This is a genomic window from Aquirhabdus sp. (assembly GCF_046462495.1).
Lineage (GTDB): Bacteria > Pseudomonadota > Gammaproteobacteria > Pseudomonadales > Moraxellaceae > Aquirhabdus.
This window is the reverse complement of sequence record NZ_JBKGVE010000012.1, coordinates 21,114-37,573: the sequence shown is the minus strand read 5'-3', so window position 1 is coordinate 37,573 and position 16,460 is coordinate 21,114. Positions and strand designations below refer to the sequence as shown.

Genomic DNA, 16,460 nt, shown 5'->3' with positions numbered 1-16,460 from the left:
TCATAAATAGCATCCGACATATAGATCTGTTCCAAACCTACTTGTTTTGAAATCCGACACATGTTATATTTTTTAAATGCTACATGTGTCGGATTTTGAGTCGGCAGAATTAAGATCCCTAAGATCTATGACATGGAGGTATATCATTTAAGTATGGAAAGGCATATCGCTTTGTAAAATGAATAAATAAATGCATGGTCAGTTGCCATGCCTCTTTTTAGAAAAGTTTCATTGCGGTGACTTATGTGTACTTATTAACTGAAGTGGTGGTTGGTCTGACTCAAGGTGCGAGATCTACACCTTGAAGTCTGTAATATTAATCGAAGCTGACAATGGATGCAGAAGTCTGCTTGCTTAACAAAAAGAGTATGCTATGGAGCACGATACGGTTTCAATTTATTTTGTGAATACGGCATTACACGGTACTAAGCCACTGAATATGGATGTTGAAAGCTTAGTAAGCCGTGTAGTTATCAAGACTGACCCAGCACAATTACTGACTCAGTTTAAAAATATCACTCCGCTGACCTCACGTATTCGCGAGTTGTTAAAAGCCTATATCGCTATGGAAATGCCGACCTTAAAAGAAGTTGCTGAACAACTGCATCTCTCCCCAAAAACCTTACACAGACGACTTACTGACGAAGGCAGTAGTTATCAAAAGGTTAAAGATGACTTACGACGTGATATGGCGATTGATTTACTTGGCGTACAGCAATTGACCATTGTTGATATTGCTGAGCAAGTTGGATTTAGTGATACCTGTACTTTTCACCGTGCATTTAAAAAGTGGACCGGTGTTACCCCAGGGTTATATCGACAAACACATCATGGGCAATTAGATAGTTGAAGGAATAAATTATTTTAATCCTCCTCAAACCCACTATTCATCACGGCCTTACTACAGGTCTGCCCATCAAAGCCCCGATATTGTAAAAAACGCAGCTGACGGGCTTTTTCTTTGGGGTCGGTTGGGAGTTCTACGCCAAATTTTTTGATACGCAGTGCACGTGCCAAGGCTAGCCAATTGGTCTCTATTATATCCTCCGCCGCAAGCTCTGGATTGACGTGACGTTCACGCAGCGTTTGTTTAACGCGTGCAGGACCACGCCCTTTGCGGACATTGGCTCGTACGATCATCTCGGCCATGCGTTGATCGCTTTGATAATTGTAAGTTTTGAATTCTTGGACAAGCTCGGCCACTTCCTCAGGACTAGCTTCTAGCTCTAAGAGTTTGTTTCGAAACTCTTGCTCTGAATATTCGCGCCTTCCTAGCATGGCAAATGCAAGCCCGCGAAGTCGTGCGCCAGTTGGTGGCATTTTTTCAGGAGGTGTCTTGGGAAGCACCGTCGCCTCGACTACTTCAAAGTCATCATCTATAGTAGGCACCGTACTCGGTTGCTCTTTATCTATGCGAGTTCGTTTTTTAGGGTAGGGGTAAGGCATGATTTGAAGCCTCCTTGAGCCTATTCTACATGATTGATGGGATGGAATTGATCACCTTATCATGTGCAGATTCCAACAAAAAAGCGACCCGAAGGTCGCTTTAATCTGTCACTGATTAAGCATCCAACAGCTCTTCAGGTAGAGGCTCTGCTTCAATTTCAAGATGCTCTGGCTTTACTTTAGTCAGTAAACGTTTACGCAGTTCTTTGTCGATTTCTTCAGCCACAGCTGGATTTTCTTCAAAATAGCGCACTACGTTGTTTTTACCTTGACCAATCTTACCGCCGTTATAAGCGTACCATGCACCCGATTTTTGCACGATTTCTTCTTTAGCGGCTAAGTCTACTAGCTCGCCCAAGCGGTTCGTGCCTTGGCCATACATGATTTGGAACAACGCTTCGCGGAAGGGTGGAGCGACTTTGTTTTTGACTACTTTGACTTTGGTTTCAGAACCAACGATTTCATCGCCTTCTTTGATCTGACCAATACGGCGGATATCCAAACGCACGGATGCATAGAATTTCAGTGCATTACCACCTGTGGTGGTTTCTGGGCTACCAAACATGACACCAATTTTCATCCGGATCTGGTTGATGAAAATCACCATACAGTTTGAACGTTTCGCATTACCGGTAATTTTACGCAGTGCTTGGCTCATCAAACGGGCTTGCAGACCCATATGTGAGTCGCCCATTTCACCTTCAATTTCAGCTTTAGGCGTCAGAGCAGCGACAGAGTCAATGACAATGATATCGACAGCCCCAGAGCGTACTAGCATATCCGCGATTTCGAGTGCTTGTTCGCCATGATCGGGTTGGGAAATCAAGAGATTATCAACATCGACACCGAGTTTACGTGCGTATTCTGGATCGAGTGCATGTTCTGCGTCGATGAAAGCTGCAGTGCCTCCTGTTTTTTGGCATTCAGCAATGACTTGCAGGGTTAATGTGGTTTTACCAGAGCTTTCTGGGCCATAGATCTCAACGATACGACCTTTAGGGAGTCCACCGATACCGAGTGCGATATCCAAGCCTAATGAACCGGTTGATACGGCCTCAACCGCAGCAATCGCATTGCCATCGCCCAAACGCATGATGGTGTTTTTACCAAATTGTTTTTCAATCTGACCTAAGGCGGCATTTAGCGCCTTACTTTTGTTGTCGTCCATTCAAAGCCTCAATCAAGCGTTAGGTATAAATTTGTGTCGCTAATCATACTATAGTGAACGCAAAAAACATGTGTGAATCGCGTTTTGTGACACTTTTTTGCAGAAGATTTTAGTGGGCTTTTTGACGGTTGGAAAAAAGATTAGTGCATCTAATCTGAAGCCTGTGTTTTACTCTCTTTACGATACTGGCTGGGCGACATATCGTATTGACGTTTAAACGCTTGGCTGAATGCAGCTTCAGAGGCATAACCGACCCGTTCGCTAATCCGCGCAATGCTTTCATAGTTTTGGGTGAGGTGCCGTGCAGCAATGCGTAGACGATGTGCGGACAAATAGGAGAGGGGTGGCTGCCCGATCACATCGGCAAATCGTTCTGCAAAACTTGAGCGCGACATGCAGGCAATGCTGGCCAGATCGGCTACAGTCCAAGGGTGGGCGGGTTGGTTATGAATTGCCCCAAGCGCGGCCATGAGGGTCGGATCACGGAGTGCAGTGAGCCAGCTTTCTGTTTCTTCAGGGAGCTGTTCGACATAGTCGCGTACGCATTCGATAAAAAACATGTTCGCCAGTCGATTGAGTAAGGTGTCTCGACCTGGTCTGGTACGCTCTGTCTCTAGACCCAGAAATTGCAGACCCAGTTGCAACCATGGCGGTGCTGAGTTGTCCGCTTCGCCATGTAATAGAAAATAATTCGGTAGCGCTGAGAGTAAGGGTTTACTCATCTCGATATCAATCTGACAGCGTACGGCCAGGACTACAGCTTGAGTGTGCCCCACACCAACATGAATGAGTAAGTTGTCATTCCCTGAAAACAGTAAGGATTGAAGTGCTGTGCGTTTCGGCTGATCCGCATTGTGCTTTGGATCCGGGCTACCCAATTGATGCTCAATGCCTGATGGAATGAGTAAAATAGCCCCTGTTTCTAAGGTTAGGGTCTTATCGTTAAAATAGACACAGGCCTGACCTGCGGTGACAACATAGATGATGACTGCGGATTGTTGCGGGAGATCAACTAACCAATCCCCATGACCACTGACGTATAAATATTCGGCTTGGCTCAGGTGAATGTCTTCAAGAATATGACTAAGTGCGTCCATTGATCTTCTATATTACGTTATTCACAATTGATAAAGCATAGCGCTAGGTGGTGAAGAATATCCATAAAATAATGTAGTCGCTCAGTGTTTTAAAAGTTTTCGGGGTTTTAGTGATGTTTTTTGGACGATAACTATGCTTTATCTCAAATATGGGGGATAGCATAAAATTTACGGACGTTGACAACTAGTCTAGTCAATTCATGTGCCGGATAATTGCTGACACTTGATAAAGACAGGTTGAGGCTATCCATGAATGCTCAAACGATGATTGAACTGCTTGACGCAGATAATACAGAAACTCAAAACGCAAAATCAAATCAATGGGTTGATGCAAAGCGTTATCTGTGGGTGTTAAGTCCTGCTGTTCCTGTGATTGGTATCGGCGCATTTTTGATTTATCGTGTAGCACCGAAAAAAATGCGTGGATTAGCTTGGTTTGGTCCAATCATGATTCATGTGATTATTCCGATGTTTGATCGCATTATTGGCGATGACAAAAACAATCCGCCTGAAGAGGTTGTTGCTAAATTAGAAAACGACCCTTATTACGCAAAAGTAGTTAAGGCCTTTATTCCTTTACAATATATTGCATTATTTTTAGGTGCTTATTTATATACCCGTAAAGATACGCCAGCTATTGATAAGCTTGGCATTGCATTATCTATTGGTGCATTAAATGGTATTGCGATCAATACGGGTCATGAGCTCAGTCATAAGAGTGATAAATTCCATCAAATGTTGTCTCATTTAGCGCTTGCCCCAACCGCCTATGGACACTTCCGTGTTGAGCATCCTTATGGTCATCACAAGCGTGTTGCAACCCCAGAAGATCCAGCAAGTTCAAAAATGGGCGAGACATTCTGGCAGTTCTTCCCACGCTCAGTGATAGGCAGCTTTAAATCTGCAATCGAAATTGAAAAAACACGTTTAGCACGTCGTGGTAAAAAGTTCTGGTCTTTGGAAAATGAATTGATTCAAGGCTGGGCAATGACCACTGGTCTCTATGGCGCGATGATTGCAGTTTTTGGGCGTAAGGTCATTCCATTCTTAGGTATTCAGGCCGTCTATGGCTTCAGTCTGCTTGAAGTGATCAACTATGTTGAGCACTATGGTTTAATGCGTCAGAAGAAAGCCGATGGTAAGTATGAACGGACCATGCCCGAACATAGCTGGAACAGCAATAACATTGTGACCAACTTGTTCTTGTATCAATTACAACGTCACTCCGATCACCATGCGCATCCAACACGTAGTTTCCAAGCGCTGCGTCATTTTGAAAAAGCACCACAATTACCATCAGGCTACGCATCCATGCTGCTGCCTGCGTATATCCCATCAATCTGGTTCAAGATGATGGATAAACGTGTGGTAGAGCACTATAAAGGTGATTTAACCAAGGCGAATATCTTGCCTGCGAAACGTAAAGCACTGATGAAGAAATATGGCATCGTTGAGTCTGCACCTGTTCAGTCTCTTGAAGATAGTTCAAGTAAAGAGCCTGTAGAAGCTTAAGCGAGAACGAAGCCATTTTAAGAAGCCTCACCGTTATAGTGGGGCTTTTTTTATGTGAATGATGGTATCGATGCGACATCCAAGTGCTTTAGTGTGAGATAGTAAGTCTTATTATTTGAATATCGACTTTCATATATTGATGAAAGTTTTGGAGCGTTTGGACATGAAGCTAAACCTTATTTTTCGTCGTAAATTGATTCCGCTGGTATGTGGGTTAGGTCTGGGTGTATTGGGGCTTGCTGCTCAAGCCGAAACAACGTTATCAGATTTAAAGCCTAAGACCTTAGTCAACAGCAATGCGGACACGGCAAAAGGTGAGTGGGTCGGTACTAAAGCGCCCGATTTCCGCCTGCAAGATCAGAATCAACAGTGGCATAGCCTAAAAGATTATCAAGGCAAGTGGCTAGTGCTCTATTTCTATCCTTTGGATGATTCTCCGGGTTGTACCGAGGAGGCTCGGCAGTTTCGTGATCTTTACCCGACTTACGTGAAGCAGAATATTACGGTACTCGGCGTGAGTTTAAATGATGTGAGCTCGCATAAAGCCTTTGCTGATAAATTAGGTTTGCCATTTCCACTGCTTGCCGATACTCAGCATGATCTGGCAAAGTCATTTAAGGTGTTACGCGGTTTTGGTCCACTGTCTTATTCCAAGCGCGAGACCTTTTTGATCGATCCGCAAGGCGTGATTGTTTATCACTATGCGAGTGTGAATACCGAGTCGCATGCAGGGCAGGTTTTGAAGGATATTGCGAAGTTGTCTAGCAAATAAATCTTGTATACATGACGTCATAAAAAAGCCCCATCATTTGATAGGGCTTAATGTTTTCAATACATCTTAACCATTACTTCAATTCAGAAGATGATTTACCAAGTACGCGACGTGCAACGATCAATTGCTGGATCTGCTGTGTGCCTTCAAAGATATCCAGAATCTTCGAGTCACGGCTCCATTTCTCCAGCAATTCCACTTCGCTATAACCGACCGAACCACACAGCTCGACACATTTCAGCGTGATCTCATTACACACGCGACCCGCCTTGGCTTTGGCAATCGAAGCTTCTTTTGAGTTTGGCTGTCTGTTGTCGGCCATCCATGCTGCTTTTAGGGTCAGTAAGCGAGAAGCTTCCCAGTCTGCTTCCAAACGATCAAGGGTTGCCTCGATGTAGGATGCATTGATTGGCAGGGTCGCATAGTCTTTAGACAGGTGATCTTTAAGCAATTCGCGAGTCAGATCTAAAGCCGCTTTACTGACGCCAACTGCCATCGCCGCAACCAGAGGACGGGTATTGTCAAAAGTCTGCATGACGCCGGCAAAGCCTTTTTGCACATCGACTTCTGGTGAGCCGAGCAGGTTAGCAGCAGGTACACGGCAATCGACAAAGTTGATCGCTGCAGTGTCTGATGACTTGATACCAAGCTTATGTTCCAAACGGGCTACTTCCATACCCGGTGTGCCGTGTTCAACGACAAAGGATTTGATCGCAGCACGACCAACATTCTTGTCCAATGTTGCCCAGACCACAACCGCATCAGCACGTTGACCACTGGTAACGAAAATCTTTTCACCGTTTAGGATGTAGTCATCACCGTCTTTAACCGCTGTTGTACGAATTGCGGCTGAGTCAGAACCTGTACCTGGTTCAGTGATAGCCATCGCTGCCCAGACACCTTGAAAGCGTTTGAGTTGTTCTTCGTTAGCCACAGCACCGATCGCCGCATTGCCGAGACCTTGGCGTGGGAGTGCAAGCATAAAGCCAGCATCACCCCAGCACAGCTCCATCGCACCCAGTGCTGTAGACATGTTTGAACCGTTTTTGACGATGCCGTCGCTACCGCCTGAAGGATTGCCTGTTGCACTGACTGCACCCGCAGCATTTTCACCGCCTTCATTCATGCCATCGAGTAGGGATGCCAGCATATCCAGTTCTTTTGGATAGTCATGTTCACCTTTATCGTATTTACGTGAAATTGGACGAAACACGTTTGCAGCGACTTGATGGGCTTGTTCAACCAGCATCGAAAACTTTTTAGGGACTTCAAGATTCATTTGATTTTCTCCTTACAGGCTGATGGCGTTTTGGGTGATTGCGACGCTGCGCAGATCACGATACCAACGCTCGACGGGATGTTCTTTAGTGAAGCCATGACCACCCAACAATTGCACACCATCGGTACCAATTTTCATGGCTTTTTCACTGCAGAGAATACGCGCAAGGTGTGCTTCACGGTGGAAGGGTTTACCCGCTTCTGCAAGAGAGCATGCACTCCATGTAAGCAAACGCATGGCATCCACTTCAATCGCCATATCTGCAATCATGAATGCGACACTTTGACGATGGCTGATTGGCTCACCGAAGGCCTCACGTTCATTGGCATAGACCGCCACATAATCCAGAACCGCTTGCGCTGTACCGACAGCGACAGCGCAGGATGCCAGTGCACCTAAGTCCAGAAACTCACGATAATTAGCTTCAGTCAGTAAATTGACTTTTGGCGTACGCACATTTTTCAGATGTAAACGTGCAGTTTTAGCGGCTTTAAGACCCATCGCTGGTTCTTCAGACAGGGTTAGGCCAGTGAGGCCACTTTCTACGATGAAGAGCGCAGGTTGACCATCTAGTTGTGCAGAGATGATGAATAACTCACTGTCGGCAGCAAGTAATACCAGAGATTTCTCACCGTTTAATACATAGCTGTCACCCTCTGCACGGGCAGTCGTTTGTAGTTTGTAAGGGTCAAACACGACACTAGGTTCATTACATGCCAGTGCTGCGATTGCAGGCTTAGTTTCATCAATGAATGCAGGGAGGTACTGCTGTTGCTGTGCATCAGTACCATAGCGGGTCAGTACGTTGGCCACGCTAACCGGCGCGTAAATGGCAGCAGCGAGAGAGAAGTCACCATGACCTAAGTCTTCAAGCGCGAGCATTTGAGTGACGAGGCTGTCTTCAGTAGCTGCTCCACCTAAGCTTTCTGGTACTGCGTAATACATCAAACCCAACTCACTGGCTTGAGTTTGTACTTCAGCAGAAATGCCATGTGCTTCATCTGCCGCATGTGCAGCAGGGCGAATCACTTCTTTAGCGAAACGTGACAATGAGTCACGTGTCATTTGCTGCTCATCGGTCAGCGTCAGATCAAACAGGTTATTGCGTTTTTGGCTTGGTAAGCGCGTTGCTTTGCCAGAAGACTTTGCCGGCGTAAAAATACGCGCTGCTTGAGTTGCAATTTGAAAGCCAGTTTTTGAGCCCTGATAAAGCAGCCCCTCAATGGGCTTGCGTATTTTTAAACGGTCAGCGATATCGCTAGACGCGAATTGGGTCAGCATGTATAGGCCTAGACCTTGTGCCTTGCCCATAAAAGTATCTTGTGTGTGCATCAGTGTAATTCCATGTGATGGCGGGAGAACGGGTAGATGCTGTCATGAAAGAGCAATCTTCCCTATGGTCACACTAAAATCAATTTTTGTCAGAAAAGTCAATCGTGATATAAAAAGTCTGTAAGCCTTACTATGCTTTATTTTGACTGAGTCAGACTTCAAAGTCTGTGGCACTTTAGCTTTAAAATAGTACAAAACATTGAGTGAAGTGGTCAGGCAAATTGCGTGGAATAGACGTCAAATGAGTGCAAATAGTATTCGGTATCATCCTTGCATATCAGGTAGAATACCGCGCGCGAATTTACGTGATTAAATAACTTTAGTTGTAGTGGGTTCGAGTAGACTTTTGGCGTAATGGTTGGGGAGTAGGTAATGGGTAGTTTAAGTGGGCAAGCCTTGGGCAACGTAAGTGTCGGCATGGATGCCTCTGTGATCATTGTGGGTGCTGGATTTAGCGGCATGGCGATGGCGATTGAATTACAAAAAGCAGGTATCGACTTCCTGATCTTGGAAAAAGGGAATGAGTTCGGCGGGACATGGCGAGATAACGTCTATCCGGGTGCGGCTTGTGATGTCCCTTCACACATGTATTGTTTCTCGTTTGAGCCGTATCGTTGGTCGCGCTCATATGCCATGCAGCCTGAGATCCTTGATTATCAGAAGCATGTCGCGAAGAAGTATAACCTCTATCGCGATACGCGCTTTAATGCGGGTGTTCAAAGCAGTGAATACCATGAAGCAGAGAATTCTTGGTCTGTCACCACGACGACAGGTCAGGTTTATCGCGCTCGCGTTGTGGTATCCGCACGGGGTGCCATTCATATCCCAACCTACCCAAATCTTCCAGGCCTACATGATTTCAAAGGCATCAAAATGCACTCGGCAGAATGGGATCATAGCGTTGATTTGAAAGGCAAGCGTATTGCACTCGTCGGGACTGGCGCCAGTGCGATTCAGGTTGTGCCAGAGCTGGCAAAAGTTGCAGGTCAGCTTACTGTATTTCAGCGCACCCCAGCTTGGGTATTGCCGAAACTAGACTATGCCTATAAAGAAAAAACGCTGGATAAGTTAGAGCAAAAGCCATTGTCACGTTGGCTCTATCGCAAGCAGATCTACTGGACATTAGAAGCTTCTGCAGCAGGTTTTGTTATTGATCCTCGGGTGATGAAAGTCGGTCAGTTGATGGCGTATAAGCATTTACGTGTTGTCAAAAACAAGCAAACACGTGCTGCATTGACACCGAATTACACGATGGGTTGTAAACGTATTCTGATGTCAAACAGCTACTTGCAAGCGTTCAACTTGCCGCAAGTCAAGCTGGTTGGTGCAGTTGATGCCATCACTGAAAACAGTGTAGTGTCTGCAGGCCAAGCGCATGAAGTCGATGTCATTATTTTCTGTACAGGCTTTGACATCACGGGTGATGCTGCACAGTTTGCGATGAAAGGAAAAAATGGTCTTAGCATTAGCGAACATTGGGCACAAGGCATGCATGCGTACTTGGGCATTACCACTCATAACTTCCCGAATGCATACTTCATGGCTGGACCCAATACGGGCCTTGGACATAACTCCATTATTTTGATGATTGAAGCGCAAGCCCGTTATATCGGTCAAGCACTCACATACATGAAAAAACAGGGTTATCAAAGTCTTGAAGTCAAAGCTGATGATGAAAATCGCTTTACCGATGAAGTTCATGCACAAATGAGTAAATCAGTCTGGAGTTCAGGTTGTGCAAGCTGGTATCTCGATGCCAGTGGTAAGAATACGACCCTCTGGCCAAGTTTTACGTTTAACTACATCTTAAAAACGCGTAAATTCAACCCAGATGTCTATGATGGTCAAGGTGGCACTCCAGAAAGCAAAAATATCGTCAAACGTTTGTTGGCACGTATCTAAGATCTGACCCTGATTAGGATCAGATCCCTTATTAGCATTCGGCCTTGAGAATGGGCTGAGTGCTATATCGCAAGACCCACAGTCAGTGTTGAGACATAGCCTGCTGACATGCTGCCCGTAACTGTCGCAATTTGATTGCTCACCCCATCACTAAAAACCATATCTGTCGCATAGCTGATCTGAGCCAGATTGGTGACGCTTTTGCTATACGCAGCGTTGGTATAGGCCTCATTCAATGTGGCAACTGGGAAGCCAAACTGGGAGGTTTTGATGGCGTTGACCGCCGAGGTTGCCTGTACCAAATTGGGATAGATCTCGAAATGTACATGGGGCATACGCCCACTGTAGCAGCCAGGAAAAATTGTCTTAAAAGTCACATAGCCATCTGCATCGGCAACTTGCACACCGCGAAGAAAGCTATCGGAAGTCACCCCAGCAGAATACAGCGAATATAAACCGTCAGATGTGCAATGCCATAAATAAACCACATAGCCAGCCAGCGATGCACAACTTGAATTGGTGTTGACGAGTTTGAGCTTAATGGTCAACGGGATGCCTGTGGCAGTATTGGTGGTGGTGAGACTCGGTTTAATATCACTGCGCACGATGCCCGAAAGAACTAATGCATTGACGATACGACCATTGACTGAGTTGGTGCCATCGCCGGGGTAGGGTCCCCCTGTTTCAGTTGGAATGACGGTACATGCGGATGACGACGAAGTGGTTGTGCTGGATGTAGTTGTATCAGCTGTGCTTGTCGTAGACGAGGTCAACGTCGTTGATCCATCACCATTGCCACATCCCATCAGAACCATAGGCGCAACGCTGACACCGGCAATAAGTTTCAACGCCTGACGTCGGCTCGCATTCCGTTGGAACAAATTTTCTAAATCGTATTGCAATCCATGCTCATGTTTCATATCCATTTAATTTCACCTCATCTATTGGTGATGGTATTTTTGGAGGAAAACATGGATGAAAGTTGAATCAAATGTAAAGACGATAAATATTTTTAAAGTACTATGGCGTTGATGAGTAAATCGAGGGGGAAGGCTTGAGAGGGGATAAGCAGTATCGGTTGATGATCAGCATGCGTATTACCATCAACCGATATGAAGCAGATATTTTTAAGATTTATTCCATTTCGTTGAGAATAATACGTCCTTCACCGATCCAGTCAGTGAGGAATTCATAGTTATCAATAGTGACACTGGATTGATCAAGGACTAGGCCATCTGCAAATTTTTGGGCAATGCTTTGCTGTGCGGTTGGAACCTCAATCTCTTCACCATTCCACCAGAATTCAAGGGAGGCGCTTTGCTGTAGATAAATCAAACGTCCTGCAGGTTCGCGTTGCAGGGTTGCACCGCTTTGCAATGCTTGTTTTAACTCACTCTTTGCAATGCCAAAACCTTCTGGAAGGTTGTCAGGATCACGTGATTCGCTTAGCAACGGTAATATTGCTTGTGTGAATGAATCTGAGTCTTGCAGTGTTTCTTTCAAAGACTCAATGAGTTTTAAACGTAATGCTTCGAGTTCGTCAGTACTGATTAAACCTGCGCTGTAAGTTTTTGTACGGTAATCTTGAAGTGGGGCTTGGAGTTCAGAGTCACCAATAACGTGGTCAACCACGCGTTCAAGAAGTTGTGCAGCATTTGGCATGCGGAAACCGAAGGAGTAGGTTAGGCATTCACCGACTGCGACGCCATAGTGAGCTAGTTTGGGTGGAACATAGAGCACATCACCGACTTCAAGCACTTCATCAAAGAATATATCTTGCATCTCAGGAAGCAGACGCAGTGGCTGGTCAGGTACTAGCGCGGTTTGATTATCGCACCATTGACCCAGTTGCCAGCGACGGCTGCCATACCCTTGCACTAAAAACACATCGTATTGATCAAAATGACGTCCCACAGAGCCACCTGCTGGTGCATAGGACACCATGACATCATCACGACGCCACTGAGGAATAAAATCAAAAGCTTGCCATAGATTTGCAACATCAAGAGACCAGTGATCTACAGCTTGCACCAATAGTGTGTGTAGGGGCGGGAGTTTCTTGAGATCGTTTGCAACAAAGGGAGATTTTTTGACGCGCCATTGTTCAGCATTTTTTGGGTTTTGCATCAACAAGCGTGCTTGAATGTCTTCTTCAAGGGCCAGTTCTTTTATATCGTCGGGTTCCAACAGCCCTGCTATTTGCGGCATCCCATTTTTAATCAGCAATGGTTTTTTTTGCCAATATTCAGTCAGAAAGGTGTCGATGGAGATGTTGCCAAGTATATGTGTCATGTCGTGATGGAGTCTTTATAAAAGTCATGGAAAATCGAATGGACGCATTATATACCAAGGCATCATGTCGATAGGCATGCTTTTTTTGGATTCAATCAGAGGCTTTCTAGAAAAGGGCGGGTTGCTTATTGAAAGGAGTTGTCGATCAGAATACCAGTTCTGATCGACAATCAAAAAAAGAAGGTCTCACATAAGCTGAATGATTTTATTGAGCAGCAGAATCGCCGGATGCAGCTTTGTGCTTAGGTGCAGGGTAGTGCAGAACATCTAAGCAGACATCGCGATTATCTTCAGTTTTTTCAGCAAGCGTACGTGTGCGTGCACTGGCGAGAATCTTCATGTAATCGGGATCGGTATGCATTGAAGCCACGGCAAGAACTGGATCTTGAATGGATGGCAGTAATTCGGTCAGTAAGTTGGTATAGCCCTTATGAAAGTTCTTATTGTTATTGGTGCCGAGGATTTGAGGGCAAATTTCATTGAGTACATCAATGGTCGCAATTTCTTCTTGAGATGCACCAGATCCTCCTTCGACCTCAACTTGTGATTTTGCTGCTGTTTTAGCAGCCGTTGATTTACTGGTCGCTGTTTTGGCCACAGTTGCTTTACTACTCGAATCCGCAGCAAAACTGCTTGTTGCGATAAAGCATGTAGAGAGTAATGCAGCGACTAGGGTGTTGGTTGCGAGATGAATACGATTCATATAAAGACTCTATAATAGACTATGCTTGAATAACGCGTATTATGCCGTGTTGTAGGCTATTGCTTTTAGGTGATTTTACGGCGAGTTTGCATCAATTTTGTAGACGCTGGGATGATGATGGTTACAAAATAAGATAAAACCATAAGTTCTGTTGAAAAAATTGACGTGTTTAATGATATTTATGGTTGATTGAGAGTGTGAATTGAGAATTTTACTAAGTAATGATGATGGGGTACTTGCACCGGGACTTTTGGCACTCACAGAGGCATTATCCGCAATTGCTGAGGTGGTTGTCGTCGCACCAGAGTCCGAACGAAGCGGTTCCTCCAGTGCATTGACTTTGGATAGACCTTTGCACCCCGTCCAACTTCCTAATGGTTTCTGGGCGGTGAATGGTTTTCCTGCTGATTGTGTTTATGTGGGGCTAAATGGTTTATTTAATGAACCTTTTGACTTGGTCATTAGTGGCATCAATTCTGGTGCGAATATGGGGGATGATGTCTTATATTCGGGAACGGTCGGTGCTGCATTTGAAGGACGAGGGTTGGCTCTGCCCGCACTTGCGGTATCGTTAGTCGGTGTACATGCCAAGCAATATCGAGATGCTTTGCATTTTAAAGTAGCAGCAGAGTGGGTTCGAGATTTTGTTCAGCAAGGCGTCCCCACATTGCCAGCAGGGCATATTTTTAATATTAATATTCCTGATGTGGCAGTATTAACCACCGTTGAAGTCACGCGAATGGGTGTCAGAGATGTATCGCAGCCTGTGCATAGTGAGATTGATCCCAGAGGACGCAAGATGTATTGGGTAGGCAAGTCAGGCGATCCGCTAGGGCAGGATCACGTATTGCACCAACCTGTGGCTCAAACCTTTACTAATCAATATGGCATTGAATCAGTAGAACACTTTCGTACAGATTTTGCTGCATTGAATGATGGTTTTGTGAGTATTACACCGATTCGGCTGGATTCTACTGGTTATTCAACGCTAGTCAGTTTAAAACAAACATTGGGTCAGAACCGTATCGTTCCAACATAATTCGCATTGCCAGACGTTTTGGCGGGTTTATTCATCATTAGACGTACTGATGACAATGATTATCGATAGAGGGTTAATAGATTGCTGCATTTTAATATTCAAGTTTCCGCTTTGGAAGTCACGCCGCGCCGTCCATGGGCATCTTTGATGAGCAAGGTGATCTTGGCTGCCGTTGTTACGTCATTGGTCGGCTGTGCTTCAGCGCCGAGCACGACCAGATCGACGCGTGCGGTGTTGCCTGCACCTACTTTCTATACCGTGCAATCCGGAGATACGATTAGTAAGATTGCGATGCGCTATGGACTTGATTATCAAAATGTTGCACGCATGAATCAGATAGGCAGTGATTATGTGATTTATGTTGGACAGCGTTTGCGTTTGGTGGATTCGGGTAACAGACCACAAGTTGCGCCGATAGCTCCAGATCGACCATTAACAGCGCAGCCGTTATCTACTGGACCGATCACGACGAGCCCGGCACCTACAACCTATACGTCACCACAAGTCGTCTCACAGTCTGGCTCTACCGCTGCTTATGGTGCGATTGCATGGCGCTGGCCTACGGATAATCCTGTGACGCAGAGTTTCAACGTGTCACAACAAGTTAAAGGACTACGTTTTTCAGGCAATGCCGGTGATCCAGTGCGAGCCGCGGCTGAAGGAACAGTGATTTATGCCAGTAATGGCTTGCCAGAATATGGCAATTTAGTACTCATCCAGCATGCAAATGGTTATATTACAGCGTATGCTCATAATCAACGCTTGTTAGTACAAGAAAAAACCAAAGTGAGTGCAGGGCAACAAGTTGCAGAAATGGGGTCTTCAGGGACAAATCGCGTCATGCTTGAGTTTCAAGTCCGGTTAAATGGAAAACCGATGGATCCAGCACTTGTGCTGCCAAAGCGATAATTTATTCCCGAATTCTGAGCTTTGCCCTGCGTAATTTTTACGTTGGATATTCATAAATATGTTAGATAATTTACGCAGCATGGCGATCTTTGTCAGCGTGGTTGACCGCGGTTCTTTTAGCGGTGCCGCGCGTGAACTGGGAATTACTACCAGTGCAGTGAGTCAGCAGATTAGGCTTTTAGAGCAAGAGATGGGTACTGTACTCTTACATCGCTCAACTCGAAAGTTAAGCCTGACTGAAGCGGGTGGTGTTTTTTACCAAAGCTGTAATGAGATGGTACTTGCAGCTAAGCAAGGTCGAGTCCGTATTAATGAGCTGCGTAATGAGCTTGTGGGTGATTTACGGATTGCGACCTCGCCGGAACTGGGTGTTAATCATGTCTTACCTGCGCTATCCAGCTGGTTGCAGGGTCATCCACAGCTCAATGTGCACTTCGAGGCTGATAATCGCTATATTGATTTGATTGAAGAGCGTATAGATATTGCGGTGCGACTTAGCCCAAGCCTTGCAGATTCTAGCCTCATTGCCAGACCTATGGCGCAAACGCGTTTAATCCTCTGTGCCTCACCAGAATATCTCAGCAGCCATCCACCAATACAAACGCCTGCTGACTTGGTTCATCATGAGCATATTGGACTGACTTTGGTCAAAGGGCATCATGACCGACATTTTCGTCATCGTATTACGGGTGAAGAGCAGGTCGTTCGTTTTACATCAAGAGTTAGCACTAACAATGTCTTTTTGATGCGCTCTTTGGTTGAGCAAGGCCATGGACTGACTATGCTGCTCTCTGTCGATATGCCTGAGTCGTATGCAACAGGGGGATTGGTTGAGGTGTTGCCAGAGTGGGAGTTACAGCCCAACTATACGGTTTATGCAATTACACTGCGCCGTGAACAACCCCTTAAAGTGGTACGATGTATAGAGACCTTGACTCAGTATTTTAGCCAGATGCAGGCGATTTGAGGATGGCCAATAAAAAAGGGCACATCATGTGCCCTTTTTCTA

At 45.5% G+C, this 16,460-nt stretch carries 14 protein-coding genes and 1 pseudogene; 7 read left to right on the top strand and 8 right to left on the bottom strand.

The genetic code is table 11. From position 1 onward, the window contains the following. Positions 1-475: 475 nt before the first annotated feature. A pseudogene (locus ACLHG7_RS14590) lies at positions 476-850 on the top strand (helix-turn-helix domain-containing protein); the annotation flags it as partial. Between the two features lie 14 nt (positions 851-864). Here ACLHG7_RS14590 and ACLHG7_RS14585 read toward each other — a convergent pair. The 3 genes from ACLHG7_RS14585 to ACLHG7_RS14575 all read right to left on the bottom strand — a co-directional run bounded on the left by ACLHG7_RS14585 (position 865) and on the right by ACLHG7_RS14575 (position 3,711). Continuing rightward, positions 865-1,446, bottom strand: coding sequence for a regulatory protein RecX (locus ACLHG7_RS14585; RefSeq protein WP_410211721.1), 582 nt, complete (start codon positions 1,444-1,446; stop codon positions 865-867). Between the two features lie 115 nt (positions 1,447-1,561). Beyond that, positions 1,562-2,614 carry a recombinase RecA gene (gene recA, locus ACLHG7_RS14580; RefSeq protein WP_114898306.1) on the bottom strand — a complete coding sequence of 351 codons (1,053 nt, stop codon included), beginning with the start codon at positions 2,612-2,614 and terminating at the stop codon, positions 1,562-1,564. A 149-nt stretch (positions 2,615-2,763) separates the two neighbouring features. Continuing rightward, on the bottom strand, positions 2,764-3,711 hold the full coding sequence (locus ACLHG7_RS14575; RefSeq protein WP_410211720.1) for a cupin domain-containing protein: 948 nt from the start codon (positions 3,709-3,711) through the stop codon (positions 2,764-2,766). A 249-nt stretch (positions 3,712-3,960) separates the two neighbouring features. Here ACLHG7_RS14575 and ACLHG7_RS14570 point away from each other — a divergent pair, with 249 nt between their 5' ends. Then, positions 3,961-5,223: an alkane 1-monooxygenase gene (locus ACLHG7_RS14570; RefSeq protein WP_410211719.1), complete on the top strand. Its 1,263-nt coding sequence runs from the start codon at positions 3,961-3,963 to the stop codon at positions 5,221-5,223. Positions 5,224-5,386: 163 nt separating this feature from the next. Further along, the gene (locus ACLHG7_RS14565) at positions 5,387-5,995 is read left to right on the top strand and encodes a peroxiredoxin (RefSeq protein WP_410211718.1); all 609 of its coding nucleotides are present in this window, start codon (positions 5,387-5,389) and stop codon (positions 5,993-5,995) included. A gap of 73 nt (positions 5,996-6,068) precedes the next feature. On the opposite strand, the gene ACLHG7_RS14560 is transcribed toward ACLHG7_RS14565, so the two are convergent. Together ACLHG7_RS14560 and ACLHG7_RS14555 are read right to left on the bottom strand one after the other, a co-directional pair. After that, on the bottom strand, positions 6,069-7,274 hold the full coding sequence (locus tag ACLHG7_RS14560) for an acyl-CoA dehydrogenase family protein (protein ID WP_410211717.1): 1,206 nt from the start codon (positions 7,272-7,274) through the stop codon (positions 6,069-6,071). Between the two features lie 12 nt (positions 7,275-7,286). Further along, on the bottom strand, positions 7,287-8,606 hold the full coding sequence (locus ACLHG7_RS14555; RefSeq protein WP_410211716.1) for an acyl-CoA dehydrogenase family protein: 1,320 nt from the start codon (positions 8,604-8,606) through the stop codon (positions 7,287-7,289). 372 nt (positions 8,607-8,978) lie between these two features. Between ACLHG7_RS14555 and ACLHG7_RS14550 the strand changes: the two genes are divergently transcribed. Then, positions 8,979-10,508 carry a flavin-containing monooxygenase gene (locus ACLHG7_RS14550; protein ID WP_410211715.1) on the top strand — a complete coding sequence of 510 codons (1,530 nt, stop codon included), beginning with the start codon at positions 8,979-8,981 and terminating at the stop codon, positions 10,506-10,508. A gap of 62 nt (positions 10,509-10,570) precedes the next feature. Here ACLHG7_RS14550 and ACLHG7_RS14545 read toward each other — a convergent pair whose 3' ends face one another. From ACLHG7_RS14545 to ACLHG7_RS14535, 3 genes are all read right to left on the bottom strand, one after another. Next, positions 10,571-11,434, bottom strand: a complete 864-nt coding sequence (locus ACLHG7_RS14545; RefSeq protein ID WP_410211714.1) for a hypothetical protein — start codon at positions 11,432-11,434, stop codon at positions 10,571-10,573. A gap of 208 nt (positions 11,435-11,642) precedes the next feature. Continuing rightward, complete coding sequence (locus ACLHG7_RS14540) at positions 11,643-12,800, bottom strand: JmjC domain-containing protein (RefSeq protein WP_410211713.1); 1,158 nt, start codon at positions 12,798-12,800, stop codon at positions 11,643-11,645. 205 nt (positions 12,801-13,005) lie between these two features. Continuing rightward, positions 13,006-13,503, bottom strand: a complete 498-nt coding sequence (locus ACLHG7_RS14535; RefSeq protein WP_410211712.1) for an MCR_0457 family protein — start codon at positions 13,501-13,503, stop codon at positions 13,006-13,008. A gap of 202 nt (positions 13,504-13,705) precedes the next feature. On the opposite strand from ACLHG7_RS14535, the gene surE reads away from it, so the two are divergent. The 3 genes from surE to ACLHG7_RS14520 all read left to right on the top strand — a co-directional run bounded on the left by surE (position 13,706) and on the right by ACLHG7_RS14520 (position 16,418). Beyond that, complete coding sequence (gene surE, locus ACLHG7_RS14530) at positions 13,706-14,542, top strand: 5'/3'-nucleotidase SurE (RefSeq protein WP_410211711.1); 837 nt, start codon at positions 13,706-13,708, stop codon at positions 14,540-14,542. 81 nt (positions 14,543-14,623) lie between these two features. Further along, entirely contained in the window at positions 14,624-15,451 is an 828-nt protein-coding gene (locus ACLHG7_RS14525) for a peptidoglycan DD-metalloendopeptidase family protein (protein ID WP_410211710.1), read from the top strand. A 58-nt stretch (positions 15,452-15,509) separates the two neighbouring features. Beyond that, positions 15,510-16,418 (top strand): LysR family transcriptional regulator, encoded by a 909-nt coding sequence (locus ACLHG7_RS14520; RefSeq protein WP_114898313.1) that lies wholly within the window; start codon positions 15,510-15,512, stop codon positions 16,416-16,418. Positions 16,419-16,460 lie beyond the last annotated feature (42 nt).

What these genes read in the sequence shown, in the direction of transcription:
- ACLHG7_RS14550 (WP_410211715.1), top strand. Translation starts at nt 8,979, where the DNA reads ATGGGTAGTTTAAGTGGGCAAGCCTTGGGCAACGTAAGTGTCGGCATG.
- recA (WP_114898306.1), bottom strand. Translation starts at nt 2,614, where the DNA reads ATGGACGACAACAAAAGTAAGGCGCTAAATGCCGCCTTAGGTCAGATT.
- ACLHG7_RS14565 (WP_410211718.1), top strand. Translation starts at nt 5,387, where the DNA reads ATGAAGCTAAACCTTATTTTTCGTCGTAAATTGATTCCGCTGGTATGT.
- ACLHG7_RS14585 (WP_410211721.1), bottom strand. Translation starts at nt 1,446, where the DNA reads ATGCCTTACCCCTACCCTAAAAAACGAACTCGCATAGATAAAGAGCAA.
- ACLHG7_RS14555 (WP_410211716.1), bottom strand. Translation starts at nt 8,606, where the DNA reads ATGCACACACAAGATACTTTTATGGGCAAGGCACAAGGTCTAGGCCTA.
- ACLHG7_RS14535 (WP_410211712.1), bottom strand. Translation starts at nt 13,503, where the DNA reads ATGAATCGTATTCATCTCGCAACCAACACCCTAGTCGCTGCATTACTC.
- ACLHG7_RS14520 (WP_114898313.1), top strand. Translation starts at nt 15,510, where the DNA reads ATGTTAGATAATTTACGCAGCATGGCGATCTTTGTCAGCGTGGTTGAC.
- ACLHG7_RS14560 (WP_410211717.1), bottom strand. Translation starts at nt 7,274, where the DNA reads ATGAATCTTGAAGTCCCTAAAAAGTTTTCGATGCTGGTTGAACAAGCC.
- ACLHG7_RS14545 (WP_410211714.1), bottom strand. Translation starts at nt 11,434, where the DNA reads ATGGATATGAAACATGAGCATGGATTGCAATACGATTTAGAAAATTTG.
- ACLHG7_RS14540 (WP_410211713.1), bottom strand. Translation starts at nt 12,800, where the DNA reads ATGACACATATACTTGGCAACATCTCCATCGACACCTTTCTGACTGAA.
- ACLHG7_RS14575 (WP_410211720.1), bottom strand. Translation starts at nt 3,711, where the DNA reads ATGGACGCACTTAGTCATATTCTTGAAGACATTCACCTGAGCCAAGCC.
- ACLHG7_RS14570 (WP_410211719.1), top strand. Translation starts at nt 3,961, where the DNA reads ATGAATGCTCAAACGATGATTGAACTGCTTGACGCAGATAATACAGAA.